Below are 15322 nucleotides of genomic sequence, written 5' to 3' on the forward strand. Positions count from 1 at the left end.
GGGCCCTTTCCCACGTCGGCGGGCCGGCAGGACGTGCCCGCGGCGGTGCGGGGGAATCGCGGGGCGGCAAGCCTAGGATCCGTGGCAACAGCGCCTACCGAGGAGACGCACGATGACTGGCGAGCTGCAGGGCAGGACCGCCGTGGTGACCGGGGCGAGCAAGGGGATCGGGCTGGCCGTCGTGACGGCGCTGGCCGGGGCGGGGGCGCGGGTCGTCGCGGGGTCCAGGGGGACCTCGGCGGAGCTGGACGCGCTGGTGGCGGGCGGCGGCGTCGAGTGGGTGCGGGCGGATCTGGCGGAGCCGGCGGCCGCCGGGCGGCTGGTGGACGCGGCCGGCGGGCGTATCGACGTGCTGGTCAACAACGTGGGCGCGGCCCCGGTCCGCACCGGCGGTTTCCTGTCGGTCACCGACGCGGACTGGCAGCGCACGGTCGACCTGAACCTGCTGGCCGCGGTGCGGGTCACCCGGGCGGCGCTGCCGCTGATGCTGGAGGCCGGGCGCGGCTCGGTGGTGACCGTCGCGTCGGTCAACGCCACGCTGCCCGACCCGCTGGTGATCGACTACAGCGCGGGCAAGGCGGCGCTGGTCGCCTTCTCCAAGGCCCTGTCGAAGGAGGTCGCGGCGAAGGGCGTACGGGTGAACACGGTCAGCCCCGGGCCGGTGGAGACCGACCTGTGGCTCGGCGGCGGGGGCGTCGCCGACACCGTGTCGGCCTCGACGGGCGGCACGGCCAGGAGCGTGGTCGAGGAGACGGCGGCCGGCCTGCCCACCGGCCGCTTCACCCGCCCGGCGGAGGTCGCCGACGTGGTGCTCTTCCTGGCCGGCGACCGGGCGGGCAACATCACCGGCAGCGACTTCACGATCGACGGCGGTCTCGTCCCGACGTGGTGACCGCGCCCGGCGGCGGCCGGGGTCCGCGGCGCGGTGGCGCGGACGGCACGGTGCCGCCGGGTGCCCATGCACCCGGCGGCACCGGCGTTCACCGGTTCGGCGTCAGGTGTTCCACACCTGCACCTCGGAGAGCTGGGCCGCCGGCCAGCCGTCGTTGGAGGTGACCGTCACCCGGACGTAGCGCTGGGTGGACGCGGTGAAGGTGATCGTGACGGTGTTGTTCGCGCCCGGGGTGAAGGCGTAGGACGCGGACGACTTGAGGGTGGTGAAGGTGCTGCCGTCGGTGCTGCCGGTGACCGACAGCACCTCGTTGCGCGCACCCCAGCCGGCCGGCAGCTGCAGGACGACCCTGCTGGCGCTCTGCGCGGAGCCGAGGTCGACCTGCGCCCACTGCGGGAAGGCGTTGTTGGCGCTCTCCCAGTAGCTGGCCTGGTTGCCGTCGGTCAGGTTGGACGACGGGTAGACGTCGGTGTGGCTGGACTCGCTGGTGGGCCTGCCCGCCGCGAGGTTGGTGCTGACCGTGCCGCTGCCGGTGCCGGTCAGCGCGACGGTGGTGGGGTTGTTGGACGCGTTGCTGGTGATCGTCAGCGTGCCGGTGCGGGTGCCGGACGCGGTCGGGGCGAACTTCACCGCGACCGTGCAACTGGCGTTCACGGCCAGCGAGCTGCCGCAGGTGTTGGTCTGCGAGAAGTCGCCGGAGGTGCTGACCCCGCTGATCGCGGCGGCCGCCGTCCCGGTGTTGGTCACCGTCACGTTCTGGGCGCCGCTGGTGGTGCCGGGCGCCTGGGCGGCGAAGGTGAGCGAGGACGGGGTGACCGCGAGGGTCGCCGACGACGGGTTGGTGCCGCCGCCGGCCGGGAAGACCTGGAGGGCGGACAGCTGGGCCGCCTGCCAGCCGGAGTTGGCCGTGACGTTGATCCGCACGTAGCGGGCGGTGGCCGCGGTGAAGGTGACGGTCACCGTGTTGTTGTTGGCGTTCGGGTCGAAGGTCTGCGGGGCGGACGGCGACAGGGTGCTGAAGGAGTTGCCGTCGGTGGAGCCCTGCACGGACAGCGTCTGCGTGCGAGTCGCCCACGCGGTGGACGGCGGCAGCTTCAACGTGACCTTGCCGACGCTGTAGTTCTGGCCGAGGTCGACCTGGACCCACTGCGGGAAGGCGCCGTTGGCGCTCTCCCAGTACGTGGACGCGTCCGCGTCGGTGACGTTGCCCGGCGCGAAGGTGCCGTTGGTGGAGCTGGCGGTGGCCGGGTGGCCGGCCGCGACGTCGGTGCTGCTGTCGATGCCGGCGCCGCTCAGCGCGACCGCGGTCGGGCTGTTGTTGGCGTTGCTGGTCAGCGTCAGCGTGCCGTTGCGCGTGCCGCCGGCCGTCGGCTTGAAGGTGACGGTCACCGCGCAGGACGCGCCGACCGCGAGCGAGGAGCAGTTGTTGGTCTGCGTGAAGTCACCGGTCGCCGTCACACCGGAGACGGTGGCGGCGGTGGTGCCGGAGTTGGTGACGGTCACCGTCTGCGGGGCGGCCGTCGAGCCGACGACGGTGCCGCCGAAGGACAGGTTCGCCGGGTTGGCGTTGAGCACCGGTCCCGGCGCGGTGCCGGTGCCGGTCAGGGTGACGGTGGAGGTGTTGCCGCCCGCGGTGACGGTGAGGGTGCCGGTACGCTCCCCGGCCGCGGTCGGCTTGAAGGTGACGGCGACGGTGCAGGAGCCGTTGGCCGGCACCGAGCTGCCGCAGGTGTTGGTCTGGGCGAAGTCGCCGGAGGCGGACAGCGCGGAGACCGCGGCGGCCGAGCCGGTCGGGTTGGAGACGGTCACGTTCTGCGCGGGGCTGGTCGAACCGGTCGCCACCGAGCCGAAGTTGAGCGCACCCGGGGTGGCCGTGACGCCGCTGGCCGGGTAGGGCGGGAAGACCGGGGCCGGGAAGCCGCCGCACACCGGCGTGCCGGTGACGCCGGAGTTGCCGCCGCCGTCGGTGACGACGAAGTTGCCGCCCTCGCAGCTGTAGACCGGCGAGGAGGCGCCGATGCCGGTCGCCGTGACGTTGGTCAGCTTCGCGGCGCCGCCGGTCTGCTCCTGCAGCGCGAAGGTGCCGGCGCCGGCGATGGTCACGTTGCTGAGGTTGACCCCGCTGATGGTGCCCTCGACCCACTGCACGGCCTCGTAGGGGCTCTGCTCGATCAGCGCGTTGCTGACGTTGATCGGGCCGGTGATCGAGCCCTGGCTGCCGTCGAACCACAGCGCGCCGACACCGAACTGCCAGTTCGGGTCGAGGCCGCCGGCCCGGATGATGGTGTTGTTGGTGATGTTCGTCGTGCCGACCGGCGTGGAGGTGAAGCGCTGGCCGACGTGGATGCCGCCGCCCTGCGCGAGGCCGGTGTCCATCACCAGGTTGCCGCTGACGGTGTTGTCGTGACCGCCGTAGATCGCGATGCCGTTGGCGAGGATCTGCGTCTCGACGGTGTTGTTGGAGATCGTGTCGTTGGCGTCGGCGCCCAGCGAGGAGTCCGCCCAGGTCGCGATGCCGTCGTCACCGGTGTTGCGGATCTCGCTGTTGGTGACCGTCGAGTTGGTCACGCCGCCGTGGAAGTTGATGCCGTCGGCGGTGGTGTCGCGGATGCGCATCCCGGTGAAGGTCAGCTTGTCCATCGGCCCGTCCATCCAGGCGCCGACCTTGAGGTGGTCGATCCACACGCTGGAGACCGTGGAATTGCTGAGCGCGCCGCCGATGCCGTTGACCTGTGCGCTGTCGTTGCGCTCCTGCACGTCGCCGAAGATCGCGAAGTTCTGCAGGTGCACGTTGCTGCTCGGGTTCGGCTGGTAGTTGCCGTAGAAGCCGGGGGCCGCGCCCTTGACCGTCGAGTACCACATGCCGGCGCCCGCCACCGTCACGTTGTTGACGATGATGTGGCCGGGGATGTTGTACGTGCCCGGCGGTATCCACACGGTGCCGCCGGAACCGGCCGCGGCGATGGCCGCGTTGAAGGCCGCGGTGGCGTCCGCGCCGCCGGTCGCGTCGGCGCCCTTGCTGGTGACCGACACCGATCCCGACGGCTGCGGGAGGGCCGCGCCGACCTGCTCGAAGTCGGCGAAGTCGAGGGTGGTGGCGGCGCTGGCGCCGCTGGTCTGCAGGGTGAAGGTGGTGCCGGCCGGATACGTCTGCGGCAGCAGCCGGTGGGCCTCGTCGTAGAAGTGGTGCGGGTTGCTGCCCGGCTGGTTGGTGAACGGGTAGCTGCCGTAGTACCAGCTGTAGGCGTCGGTCAGGGTGAAGTCGGGCTGCGCGACGCCGTTGATGGAGAACGACAGCGGAGCGGTGTAGACCGAGCCGCCCGAGCCGTCGGGGATGCTGTAGCGGAAGTCGATCGAGTTGGTCGCCACCGGGGTGGTGAAGGTGACGTACTTTCCGCTGCCCGACAGGGTCACCGCCTTGCGGTACGACGCCTCGTCCGCGAGCTGGCCCGCAGCCCAACTCGGGCCGATCTGGCTGCCGTTGGTGGCGGAACTCTCGGCCTGCACCTCGACGTAGGGCAGGCTCGCTCCGCTGCCGCCGCCGGCGGCCGCGTAGGCGGGGGAGGCGGCGCTCAGGGCGAGCACACCGCCGGTGGTCAGGAGTGCGGTGCTGCCGACGACGGCGACTGCTCGTCTGAGGCGGCCTCGGGCGTGGTGGGGGATATGGAACATCAGGTGCTCCTTTAGACACAGAATGCCGGTTCTGTACCGGTGGGGGTGGAGCGTCAACGCAAGGGGCACCGTAATGTCGCGGACACGGGTCCGCAATATCCACGCTCATCATTGCGAGAAAGTAACTTTCTTGCGCAAGATTCTGCGCTCCTCGGCGGCGACGTGACGAGCGCCGCAATTCATCCACTACCGGTCAACGCCGGTTTTTCTGCTGCCCTTTCATCACATTCCGCATCGCGTCGACCAGCGCCGGCTCGAAACGTCCGACGTCGGAGGCGACGTGGTCGGGGCCGCCGTGCAGCGCGCCGAGCGTGTCGTCGGAGACGTAGTCGGTGCTGTAACCGGTGAGCGTGAGGGTGAACACGGCGCCGCCGTGCAGGACTTTCAGCTCCTCGCTCTGCCTGCTCAGCGTCTGCGCGACCGCCTCGTCGCCGAGTCCGGTGACCGCTCGCACGGACTTCACCGGCGTCAGGTCGGAGCCGTCGACCTGGGCCTGGTCCTCGAACTCCGCCCGCGGATCGGTCCGTTTGTGCAGGTCGATGGTCACGAAGACCTCGAAGCGGTCCGTGCCGCCCCCGCCGCCCGGCACGGCCGCCGACAGGGTGCAGCGGATCTGGTCGATCGCCGGGCCGAGCCGGGCCGCGGCCGGTGACACCGAAGCGGTGTCCGTCGCGTGCAGCGCCGAGGTCAGCGGCGACAGCGTGCTGCCCGCGCACGGGCTGTCACCGAGAACGTATCCGTGCAGGTCGGGCCGCCCGTCGTGCTGCACCGCCCACGCCCGCAGCCCGCCCGCCCACACCGCGGACGCCACCAGCACCCCGCCGATCCCCCACACCCATGGCCGCCGCACCCGCGCCCCGCCCCACCGCGGCGGCCGGTCGGCGTCGCTGATCACCTCGGCCCCGCCGTCGTCGGGACCCCCGGTCAGTTCCGGCTCCGATATCACGGCTCTCCTCGCGTCCGGCCCTGCGCCCGGTCCTGCGTCCGGCCCATCTCCGGTCCTACCCGCCTCCCGCCTTCCGGCTACATCCGGTCCGGCATGGCGTCGCCGTAGTGGGCGGCCAGGACGGTGAGCAGCCGGACGAGTTCGCCGCGCTCGGCCGGGCTGAGCGGGGCCAGCAACTCGCCCTGGATGCCGTCGATCAGGCCGTCGAGCTGGTCGAGCCTGCGGCGCCCCTGCTCGGTGATGGTGATGACGTTGCGCCGCTTGTCGTCCCGGTCGGGGGTGCGCCGGACGTGGCCGCCGTCGGCGAGTTCGTTGAGCACCGCGACCATGTCGCTGCGGTAGACCCCGGCCCGCCGGCTCAACTCCGCCTGGCTGGCGGGCCCGTACTCCTGGAGGGCGGCGAGCACCGCGTAGTGCCACCGGCGGGCGCCGACCGCCGCGAGACCGCCGGTGACCAGGCGGTCGCCCTGCTGGGCGGCCTGTGCGAGCAGCCGGCTCGGGAGGGTGCGCAGCCGGTCGGGGGTGGGGCGGGGGGAGTCGGTCATGGCGGAATTCTAGTGCGGTTGCGTTAGTGGCACTAACGATGTACTTTTTCGTTAGTGCGATGAACGTTAGCTCCACTAACACTCTACGGAGGCCTCCGTGCCCACCATCGACGTCCTCGACTCGACCCTCCACTACGAGGAGACGCCCGGCGCCGGCACGCCGGTCGTCCTGCTGCACGGCAACCCCGGCTCGTCCTACGTGTGGCGCGAGATCACCCCTGGCCTCGGCGCCGGCCGCACCTTGGCCCCCGACCTGATCGGCATGGGCCGCTCGGGCAAGCCCGACATCCCGTACTCCTTCGCCGACCACGCCCGCTACCTCGACGCCTGGTTCGACGCGCTCGACCTGGACCGGGTCGTCCTCGTCGGCCACGACTGGGGCGGCGCCCTGGCCTTCGACTGGGCCTCGCGGCACCCCGAGCGGGTCGCGGGCATCGCCTTCTTCGAGACCATCATCAAGCCGCTGACCAGTGATGACATCTCCCCGCAGGCCCTCGAACGCACCCGCATGCTGCGCACCCCGGGCCGCGGCGAGGAGATGATCAGCGGCGACAACCCGCTGGTCCGCGCCGCCTACACCGGTGGCGTCCGCACCCCGCTCCCGGCCGCGGAACTCGCCGTCTACCTGGCCCCCTACCCCACCGTCGAGAGCCGCCGCCCGCTGCTCGCCTGGGCCCGCCAGATGCCCGTCGACGGCGAACCCGCCGAGCTGATCCCGCGCATCGAGGCCTACGACAGGTGGCTGGCCGCCTCCCCCCAGGTCCCCAAGCTGCTGCTCACCTTCACCGGCTCCCCCACCCTGTCGATCACTCCTCCCGTCGCGGCCTGGTGCGCCGACAACATCGCCGCACTGACCACCGTCCCCTGCGGCCCGGCCGGCCACCACGCCGCCGAGGACAGCCCCGCCGAGATCGCGAAGGCGATCGCGGAGTGGGTGGACGCGCACGGGCTGCGCTGAGCCCGGCGCGCCCGGCAGGGGGCCCGCGGCAGGGACCGGCCGCGGGCCCGCCGCCAGGATCTGCCCGGCCCGGGACCGTCCGGGGCGGGCAGGTCCACGGCCGTGACCGCGGCCGGAGTCCCCTCGCTGCTACGCCAGGGCGAACTTCTGGGCGCCGGAGCCGTTGCAGTCCCAGATCTGCAGCCGGGTGCCGTTCGCCGTGGCGCCCGACGGCGAGTCGACGCAGCGGCCCGTGGTCGGGTTGGACAGCGAGCCGTCGGCGTCGACCACCCAGTTCTGGTATCCCCCGCCGTTGCAGGTGGCCAGCTGGAGCTGCGTGCCGGCCGCGTTGACGCCTCCGGCGATGTCCAGGCACTTGCCCAGCGTGCGCAGGGTCTGGCCGCTCCAGGTCCACTTCTGGTCGAGCGAGGTCGCCTGCTGGCAGTCCCACAGCTGGATCGCGGTGCCGTCGCCGCCGGTGTCGTCGCCCGCCACGTCCACGCACTTGCCGCCGGGACCGTAGATCGGGGTGCCGATGGCGAAGTTCTGCGCGCCGGAGCTGTTGCAGTCCCAGATCTGCAGCCGGGTGCCGTTCGCGGTGGCGCCGGACGGCGAGTCGACGCACCGGCCGCTGGCCGGATTGCGCAGCGAGCCGTCGGGCTGCCGCACCCAGGACTGGTAGCCACCGCTGTTGCACGTGGCGAGCTGCAGCTTCGTACCCCCGGCGCTGTTGCCGCCGGCGATGTCCAGGCACTTGCCGAGGGTCTGCAGGGTCTGGCCGCTCCAGGTCCAGTGCTGGTCCCTGGCCGCCTGCTGGCAGTCCCACAGCTGGACCGCGGCGCCGTCGCCACCGGTGTCGTCACCGGCCACGTCCACGCACTTGCCGCCGGGACCGGTGATCGTCTGGCCGGTCACGGACCCGCCGCCGCCCCCGGAGCCCGGCCCCTTGTTGTAGACGGCGACCGAGTCGACGACCAGCTTGCCGCCGGAGACCGTGGCCGCGTTCGGGCCGCCGCCGAAGGCGTCAGGGAAGCCGCCGCCGATCGCCAGGTCGTAGATGATGAAGAACGGGTGGTCGATCGCGTTGGCCCAGGTCGTCGCGTCCACCTGGCCCGCGTTGACGGTGAAGAAGTTGTTGCCGTCGAGGTAGAACCGGATCTGCTCCGGCGACACCGAGCGGTCGATCTCCGCCGCGTAGTCGTGGAAGCCCGTCTGGCAGCCGGAACAGGCGCGCTCACCCGAACCGATGCCGGTCGACTCGTTGCACGGGCCGCCCGGGCTCACACCGCAGTGGATGGTGCTGAAGTCGGAGCTGCGGCCGTTGATGTCCTCCATGATGTCGATCTCGCCGGACGTCGGCCAGGTCACACCGGCGCGCAGCGGCGCGCCGAGCATCCAGAAGGCCGGCCAGTAGCCGGCGCCGTTGGCGGTGCTGACGTTGGGCTGCTGGAGGACGGACTCGATGCGTACGACTCCGCCCGCCGGAGCGCCGAAGGTCGCCGCCTGGGTCTCCACGCGCCCGGAGGTCCATCCGGCGCGCGGGTCGGAACCGGAGTGCTGGGCCTGGAGCACCAAGTGCCCCTGGCCGTCGTAGTACACGTTCGACGTGCTGCTGGTCATGGTCTCGATCTCACCGGTGCCGAAGGTGCTGCCCGGCCCGGTGTCGTACTTCCACAGCCCCTGGTCGATGCCGGTGCCGGACGCACCGTTGAAGTCGTCGCTCCAGGTGAGCGTGAAACCCGACGGCGTGGGCGGCACCGCCGCCTCGGCGTTCGGCGTCGTGACGCCGCCGGCCGCCACCGCGACCGCGACCGCGGGAAGGAGGACGAGCGCTCTCCTCCACCCGCCGCGCGGTGCTGCTGCACGATTCAAGCGCTTCCAGCGCATAGGTCTGACCTCCGGAGAAAATGCACGATTGCGGGGCTTCGCTACGCCGCCTCCGGTGGGGTGCCACCGGAGGCATGGTGCCGACGTACGTCAACCCGCCGGGCGGGCCGGACACCGGGGAGATGTCATGTACACAGCTTGTCGATCAGTCCGGTGTTCGACAAGACGCCGGGCGTGTTCACCTGCGGCGCGGCCTACGATGCCGCGTATGGGGAGTGCGCTCGCGGGAATCGTGGAGGCGGCCGCCGGTGGGGTTTTCCCGGCTGCCGACGGAGGGACGACGGTTGTCGCCCAGGACGGGGTGCGGGACGCCGGGGTGCTGGCCTTCACCGCGCATGCGGTGGTCTTCACGGACGAGGACCCGGAGTGGGTGCGCCGGGAGTTGGCCGCCGTCGGATGTGACCCGCTGGCCGCCGCCATGAATCCGCGGTTTTTGACCGCCTTGCTGGAGCGCTCGGGGCGGCGGACCGACACGATCGACCTGCTGAGCGTGGCCTCGCCGCTGAGCGGCCCGCCGCCCGTCGCGCTGCGCGAGATCGAGGACGGCGGGCATCCGCGGGTCGTGCGCGCCCTCGGGCGCCGCGACGACGTGCGGGTGTGGGCCGCCGACGGCGGGGTGCTCGTCCTCGGGCGGGGGGTCGCCGGGCGGTGGGAGGCGGCCGTCGAGGTCGAGGAGGAGGCGCGGCAGCGCGGCCTCGGGCGGGCGCTGGCCACCGCCGCCCGGCACCTGGTGCCCGAGCCGGTCTGGGCGCAGGTGGCCGCGGGCAACGCCCGCAGCGTCAGGGCCTTCCAGGCCGCGGGTTTCCGGCCGGTCGGGGCGGAGTCGCTGCACGTGCCGGGTTAGGGCCTGTCGGACGCCACCCGACAGGCCCCGCGCCGGAACGGCTCAGCGCTTCACTCGCACCGGCCGCACACGTATCCGCGCCGCAGCGCGGGCCGGCGCCTCGCCGGGACCGGCGCAGGCGCCCATCGGCCCCGGCGCGCCCGGTGCGGCGGCGGACCGTACGGCGACTGCCAGGCCGGCCGCCCGGCGCGACCCGGGCCGCCCGCGTCGTGGAGCCTCTCGAACGCCCGGCCGGGCGCCAGGACTTCGGGCCGTACGCGGCGCACGTTCATCGTGAGGGTGTCCCCGCAGCCGGCGCACAGCGCGAGGAGCTCGCGGTGCGCGTCGACGGGGACATGGCCGTCCACCCCGAGGCGCCCCAAGGCGCACCCGTAGCAGGGGAGTTGAAGGATCGGCAGGCAGGTGGGCATGGCCACCCGGGTTTCGGACACAGGCAGACACCGGTTCCAGTGAGAGGACCGCAGCGGAAAGGAGCGCGGCGCACCTGGGCGACGCGCGACGGATCAGCGCTCGGGGGATCTCACACGGTGTACAACGGCGTGTCCTTCACGGAGTGGCTGCGGGACTGAGTGGTTGCGGGACTGAGCGGCCGCGGGACTGAGTGGCCGCGGGCGCAAGCACGGTAGCGGCGCGGGCGACCGCGGCTCCACTGTTTTTCCCGTTCCGCCGGGGGGCGTTACCTTGTCGGCGCACCCGGGCCCGTGAGCCGTGACCGGCGTCACACGGGTTTTTCCCGGGACATGTAGACCGGCGGCGGGGGCTGGGGCGTATGCGGGGTGAGGCGAGGAAAGGACCGGGGGGCGCGGGTGACCGCTGAGGAGTTCGAGGAGTTCTACGCGCACGCGGTCGGCCGGCTCACCGGGCAGCTGTACGTGATGCTCGGGGACCTGCACGAGGCGCAGGACGTCGTGCAGGAGGCGTTCGTCCGCGGGTGGAGCCGGCGGCGGCAGCTCAGCGGGGACGGGAATCCCGAGGCGTGGATACGTACGGTCGCGTGGCGGCTCGCGGTGAGCCGCTGGCGCGGTCGACGGCGTACGGACGAGGCCTGGCGGCGGCACGGCGGCCCCGCCGCGTTCGAAGGGCCGGGGCCCGCTTCCGTCGCCCTGGTCTCGGCGCTGCGCGAACTGCCGCCGCACCAGCGCAGGACGGTCGCGCTGCACTACGTGTGCGACCTGTCCGTCGAGCAGATCGCGACCGAGACCGGCGTGTCCGGCAGCACCGTCAAGACCCATCTGGTGCGGGGGCGGGCCGCGCTCGCCCGTCTGCTGCCCGAGTTGCAGGGTGAGGAGCGATCCGATGCCGACGCCTGAGTCCCGCGATCCGCTGCGGGCGGCCTTCAGGGACGCCGCCGCGGCCGGGCAGCGCGCCGCCGCGCCCGCACCGCTCGCCGTGGTCACCGCGCGCGGCGACCGGCGGCGGCGCGTGCGCCTCGCGCTGACCGCGGCCGCCGTGTGCGTGGCCGTCGGGGGCGGCGCCGCCGCCCTGACCGCCGTCCTGCTCCCGGCCGGCGGGCAACCCGTACTGCCGTCCCACTCGGCCACCAGCGCGACCGCCGGCGCGTCGAGCCCGCCGTCCGCCGTCCGCACGACCCCGCCCACCGCCGGCCGCGGCATCCCGACCTCACCACCCGCCGGCGCCGGGCACGGCCTGCCGACCACGCTCGGCGGGCACCCGACGACGACCCTTCCACCGGACGGCGGTACGACCTCGCCGCCGTAAGCCGCAACCGTATCCGTAGCGTTTCCGCTGGCCGTATCCGCTGGTCGCAGCCGCAGCCGCGGTACCAAGCCGAATACGCCGCCCCGCCGCACCCCGCTCCCCCGCCGCGGGGCGACGCGGCACGCCCGCACCCAGGAGAGCCGCACCATGCACGACACCCAGGCACCGCCGGTCATCGAAGCCGCGCCGGCCCCGGCCGCCGGCCCCGGGCGGCGGTGGCGCCTGCCCGTGCCGACGGCCATGGACCGCAGCGTTCTCGCGATGTACGCCGCGACCCGCGCCGGTGTGTGGCTGACCGCGTACTGCGCGGGCTGGCTGTTCAGCGGCGACGGCGGCGGGCGGGCCACGCCCTCGCTGCTGGGGCGGTGGCAGCAGTGGGACTGGGCCTTCTACGTGCGGATCGCCCAGCACGGCTACTTCAGCGGCCCGCCGGGCCCAAGCGGCGCGCCGACCGACGACAACCGCGAGGCTTTCTTCCCCGGCTTCCCGCTGCTGCTGCGGGCGGTGCACGCGGTGCTGATACCCGACTGGACGGCAGCGGGCCTGGTGATCTCCTTCGTGGCGGGCGCCGTCGCCGTGCTGGCACTGGCGCGCATCGCCCGCCTGGAGGTCCGCACCGGAGGATGGTCCGGGGCATTCGGCCGGAAGCGCGCCGCAAGAGTGACCGGTTCCCTGCGCGGGGCCGCCATCCGGACCGGTGCCGGGGACGGTGACGCCGCCGGCCGGCACGCCGTCTTCTACCTGCTGCTCTCCCCGTGCGCGGTCTTCCTCGCCGCCGGCTACACCGAGGCCGTCTTCCTCGCCCTGGCACTCCCCTGCTGGCTGGCGGCGCGGCAGGGGCGGTGGGCGGCGGCCGGGTGGCTGGGGTGCGGGGCCTGCGCGGTGCGGGTGAGCGGGGTCTTCCTGGGCGTCGCGCTCGCCGTGCTGTTCGTCACCGCGGGCGCGGGGCGCAGGAGGTGGCGGCAGGCCGGGTGGCTGGTGCTGCCGGCCGTGCCGGCGGCCGCGTACACCTGGTTCCTGCACGCGCACACCGGCGACTGGATGGCCTGGAAGCACGCGCAGGAACGCGGCTGGTACCGGCGGTTCCACTCGCCGTGGCAGGCGTGGAGCCACACCTGGCACGGCGCCTTCTCGCACACCCAGACCACGCCGTACGCGCTGCTCTTCCAGTTCGAGCTCGCCGGGATGGTGGTGGGCCTGGCCCTCTTCGGCCTGCTGGTGTGGCGGCGGCGGTGGGCCGAGGCGGTCTACCTCGGGCTGACGCTGTGGGCGCTGGGGACGTCGTACTGGTACATGTCCGTACCGCGGGCCTCGCTGCTGTGGTGGCCGCTGTGGACGGTGGCGGCGGGCTGGACGCTGCGGCGGCCCTGGCTGCGTACGGCGTACGTGGCGGTGGCCGGGCCGCTCATGACGGTGCTGACCGTGGCCTTCACCTCGGGGCGGTGGGCGGGCTGAACCGGATGGCGTGACGCAGGTCACGATCGGCGGCCGAAATAACCGGGGACCCGGTCCCCGTTACATGCATGTGAATGAAAAACCGGGGACCTGTTCCCCGGTTACCGTGCCGGCCGCCGAGAGGAGTGACCACTGTGACCACCGTCGCCGACGCAGTCGACACAGCGGAGACGATCGCACCGGCCGCGGCCGCGGTCCGTACGCACCGGACCCGCGCGGACGCCCTGCGCAACCGGGAGCGGATCGTCGCGGCGGCCCGCGGCATCTTCGTCGAGTACGGCCCCGACGCCCCGCTGGACGAGATCGCCCGCCGCGCGGGCATCGGCAATGCCACGCTCTACCGGCACTTCCCCGACCGCGACGCCCTCGTGCACGCCGTCCTGCTGTCCGTCGTGACCCGCACCGCGGACCGCGCCGAGACGGAGGCCGCGCTGGCCGCCGCGGGCGGCGACCCCTGTGCCGCGCTCGGCCGCTTCGCCCACGCCGCCGTGGACGACAACGTCGGCGCCCTGTGCGGACTGCTCGTCAACGGTGACGACAGCCACTCCGCCGAGATCGCCGTGCAGGCCGCACGGCTGGAGACCGCGCTCGACGAGCTGATGGACCGGGCCAGGAGGGACGGCCGGCTGCGGCTGGACGTGACCCTCAACGACCTGATGGTCGCCATCTCCCGGCTCACCCGCCCGCTGCCCGGCGTCGACTGCACCGGCAGCGACCTGCACCGCCACCTCCAGCTCTTCCTCGACGGCCTGAAGACGCCGTACCCGGACCCGACGCCGTGACCTATCACCCTTGAGCCGCAAGCCATCCCATAAGCCTCGCAACACCCGCCAAGCCTCGCACCCTTGTGCTCCGCGTACCGAAGTGGATACCTCCATGTCTCACACCACCGGAACAGCGCTTCCCGATCCCCGGCGCTGGAAAGCGCTGGTCTTCATCTCGCTGGCCCAGCTGATGGTCGTGCTCGACGCGACCATCGTGAACATCGCGCTGCCGAGCGCCCAGCACGACCTCGGCATTTCCGACGCCAACAAGCAGTGGGTCATCACGGCCTACGCCCTCGCGTTCGGCGGGCTGCTGCTCTTCGGCGGCCGCATCGCCGACCTGTGGGGCCGCAAGCGCGCCTTCGTCACCGGCCTGACCGGCTTCGCGCTCGCCTCCGCCATCGGCGGCGCCGCCACCAACGAGGCGATGCTGCTCAGCTCGCGCGCCGCACAGGGCGTGTTCGGCGCCCTGCTGGCGCCCGCCGCGCTGTCACTGCTCGCGACGACCTTCACCGACGCGAAGGAGCGCGCCAAGGCCTTCGGCATCTTCGGCGCCATCGCCGGCGGTGGCGGCGCGGTCGGTCTGCTGCTCGGCGGCGTGCTGACCGAGTTCCTCGACTGGCGCTGGACCTTCTTCGTCAACATCCCCTTCGCGGTGATCGCCGCCCTGGGCGCCTACTTCGTGATCCGCGAGCCGGAGGGCGGCCGCAACCGCTCCCCGCTGGACGTCCCCGGCGTGCTGCTCTCCACGCTCGGCCTGGTCTCGCTGGTCTACGGCTTCACCCGCGCCGAGACCGCCGGCTGGTCGTCGGTGTCCACGATCGGGCTGCTGGTCGGCGCGGTCGTCCTGCTGGCGGCCTTCGCGGCCGTCGAGTCCCGGGTACGGCACCCGCTGCTGCCCATGCGGGTGGTCGCCGACCGCAACCGCGGCGGTGTCTACGCCTCGCTGGGCCTGGCCATCATCGGGATGTTCGGCGTCTTCCTCTTCATGACCTACTACCTGCAGGTCGTCCAGGGCTACTCGGCGATCAAGACCGGCTTCGCCTTCCTGCCCATGGTGACCGCCTTCGTCATCGGCTCCACCCAGATCGGCGCCCGGCTGGTCAACCGGCTGCCGGCCCGCGTCCTCATGGCCCCCGGCTTCGCGCTGGCGGCGGTCGCGATGCTGCTGCTGACCCGCCTGTCGGTCGGCGCGTCCTACCCGGGCGTGGTCCTGCCGGGCCTGGTGCTGCTGGGCCTGGGCATGGGTACCGCCTTCATGCCGGCCATGTCGCTGGCCACCTCCGGCGTGCAGCCCCGTGACGCGGGCGTCGCCTCGGCGATGGTCAACACCTCCCAGCAGGTCGGCGGCGCCATCGGTACGGCCCTGCTGAACACGATCGCCGCGTCCGCGACCGCCACCTACCTCGCCGCCCACCACGCGGCGACCCCGGCGGCCGCGAAGCTCACCCAGGCGCAGGGCCTGGTCCACGGCTACGCGCACGCGGTCTGGTGGGCCTTCGGCATCGAGGTCCTCGCCTCGCTGATCGCCCTGATCTTCATCACCGCCGGCAAGCCCGGCACGGTCCGGGTCGCCTCCAGCACGGACGGCCCTTCGGGCACGAAGTCCGAGGCCGAGCAGGAGTCGGTGCCGGTCGTCATGCACTGACCGCCACCACGAC

The 15322-nt window shown here is 72.9% G+C and carries 12 protein-coding genes; 8 read left to right on the forward strand and 4 right to left on the reverse strand.

What is annotated here, in order from left to right; translation table 11 throughout:
* Positions 1 to 112: 112 nt before the first annotated feature.
* Positions 113 to 892, forward strand: coding sequence for an oxidoreductase (locus BUE44_RS07165; protein WP_073494977.1), 780 nt, complete (start codon positions 113 to 115; stop codon positions 890 to 892).
* Positions 893 to 994: 102 nt separating this feature from the next.
* On the opposite strand, the gene BUE44_RS07170 is transcribed toward BUE44_RS07165, so the two are convergent.
* From BUE44_RS07170 to BUE44_RS07180, 3 genes are all read right to left on the reverse strand, one after another.
* Positions 995 to 4564 carry a choice-of-anchor D domain-containing protein gene (locus tag BUE44_RS07170; protein WP_073494979.1) on the reverse strand — a complete coding sequence of 1190 codons (3570 nt, stop codon included), beginning with the start codon at positions 4562 to 4564 and terminating at the stop codon, positions 995 to 997.
* A 193-nt stretch (positions 4565 to 4757) separates the two neighbouring features.
* Positions 4758 to 5510, reverse strand: a complete 753-nt coding sequence (locus tag BUE44_RS07175) for a hypothetical protein (RefSeq protein WP_073494982.1) — start codon at positions 5508 to 5510, stop codon at positions 4758 to 4760.
* Positions 5511 to 5587: 77 nt separating this feature from the next.
* Entirely contained in the window at positions 5588 to 6055 is a 468-nt protein-coding gene (locus tag BUE44_RS07180) for a MarR family winged helix-turn-helix transcriptional regulator (protein WP_073494984.1), read from the reverse strand.
* A gap of 97 nt (positions 6056 to 6152) precedes the next feature.
* Between BUE44_RS07180 and BUE44_RS07185 the strand changes: the two genes are divergently transcribed.
* Positions 6153 to 7013, forward strand: a complete 861-nt coding sequence (locus tag BUE44_RS07185; protein ID WP_073494986.1) for a haloalkane dehalogenase — start codon at positions 6153 to 6155, stop codon at positions 7011 to 7013.
* Positions 7014 to 7142: 129 nt separating this feature from the next.
* Here the strand turns inward: BUE44_RS07185 and BUE44_RS07190 are convergent, their stop codons facing one another.
* Positions 7143 to 8864 (reverse strand): ricin-type beta-trefoil lectin domain protein, encoded by a 1722-nt coding sequence (locus BUE44_RS07190; RefSeq protein ID WP_235001950.1) that lies wholly within the window; start codon positions 8862 to 8864, stop codon positions 7143 to 7145.
* A 223-nt stretch (positions 8865 to 9087) separates the two neighbouring features.
* On the opposite strand from BUE44_RS07190, the gene BUE44_RS07195 reads away from it, so the two are divergent.
* The 6 genes from BUE44_RS07195 to BUE44_RS07225 all read left to right on the forward strand — a co-directional run bounded on the left by BUE44_RS07195 (position 9088) and on the right by BUE44_RS07225 (position 15309).
* Positions 9088 to 9723 carry a GNAT family N-acetyltransferase gene (locus tag BUE44_RS07195; protein ID WP_073494990.1) on the forward strand — a complete coding sequence of 212 codons (636 nt, stop codon included), beginning with the start codon at positions 9088 to 9090 and terminating at the stop codon, positions 9721 to 9723.
* An 806-nt stretch (positions 9724 to 10529) separates the two neighbouring features.
* Positions 10530 to 11033 carry a SigE family RNA polymerase sigma factor gene (locus tag BUE44_RS07205; protein ID WP_073494994.1) on the forward strand — a complete coding sequence of 168 codons (504 nt, stop codon included), beginning with the start codon at positions 10530 to 10532 and terminating at the stop codon, positions 11031 to 11033.
* Positions 11020 to 11442, forward strand: coding sequence for a hypothetical protein (locus BUE44_RS07210; RefSeq protein WP_073494996.1), 423 nt, complete (start codon positions 11020 to 11022; stop codon positions 11440 to 11442). Before BUE44_RS07205 ends, BUE44_RS07210 begins: the two co-directional genes overlap by 14 nt.
* Positions 11443 to 11589: 147 nt before the next feature.
* Positions 11590 to 12897 carry a hypothetical protein gene (locus BUE44_RS07215; RefSeq protein WP_073494998.1) on the forward strand — a complete coding sequence of 436 codons (1308 nt, stop codon included), beginning with the start codon at positions 11590 to 11592 and terminating at the stop codon, positions 12895 to 12897.
* A 134-nt stretch (positions 12898 to 13031) separates the two neighbouring features.
* Positions 13032 to 13679, forward strand: a complete 648-nt coding sequence (locus tag BUE44_RS07220; protein ID WP_407640007.1) for a TetR/AcrR family transcriptional regulator — start codon at positions 13032 to 13034, stop codon at positions 13677 to 13679.
* A 94-nt stretch (positions 13680 to 13773) separates the two neighbouring features.
* Positions 13774 to 15309, forward strand: a complete 1536-nt coding sequence (locus BUE44_RS07225; RefSeq protein ID WP_073495000.1) for an MFS transporter — start codon at positions 13774 to 13776, stop codon at positions 15307 to 15309.
* Positions 15310 to 15322 lie beyond the last annotated feature (13 nt).

Source organism: Actinacidiphila paucisporea (assembly GCF_900142575.1).
GTDB lineage: Bacteria > Actinomycetota > Actinomycetes > Streptomycetales > Streptomycetaceae > Actinacidiphila > Actinacidiphila paucisporea.

Coding starts and splice junctions, on each gene's coding strand:
- BUE44_RS07165 (WP_073494977.1), top strand. CDS start 113: ATGACTGGCGAGCTGCAGGGCAGGACCGCCGTGGTGACCGGGGCGAGC.
- BUE44_RS07170 (WP_073494979.1), bottom strand. CDS start 4,564: ATGTTCCATATCCCCCACCACGCCCGAGGCCGCCTCAGACGAGCAGTC.
- BUE44_RS07180 (WP_073494984.1), bottom strand. CDS start 6,055: ATGACCGACTCCCCCCGCCCCACCCCCGACCGGCTGCGCACCCTCCCG.
- BUE44_RS07195 (WP_073494990.1), top strand. CDS start 9,088: ATGGGGAGTGCGCTCGCGGGAATCGTGGAGGCGGCCGCCGGTGGGGTT.
- BUE44_RS07210 (WP_073494996.1), top strand. CDS start 11,020: ATGCCGACGCCTGAGTCCCGCGATCCGCTGCGGGCGGCCTTCAGGGAC.
- BUE44_RS07215 (WP_073494998.1), top strand. CDS start 11,590: ATGCACGACACCCAGGCACCGCCGGTCATCGAAGCCGCGCCGGCCCCG.
- BUE44_RS07225 (WP_073495000.1), top strand. CDS start 13,774: ATGTCTCACACCACCGGAACAGCGCTTCCCGATCCCCGGCGCTGGAAA.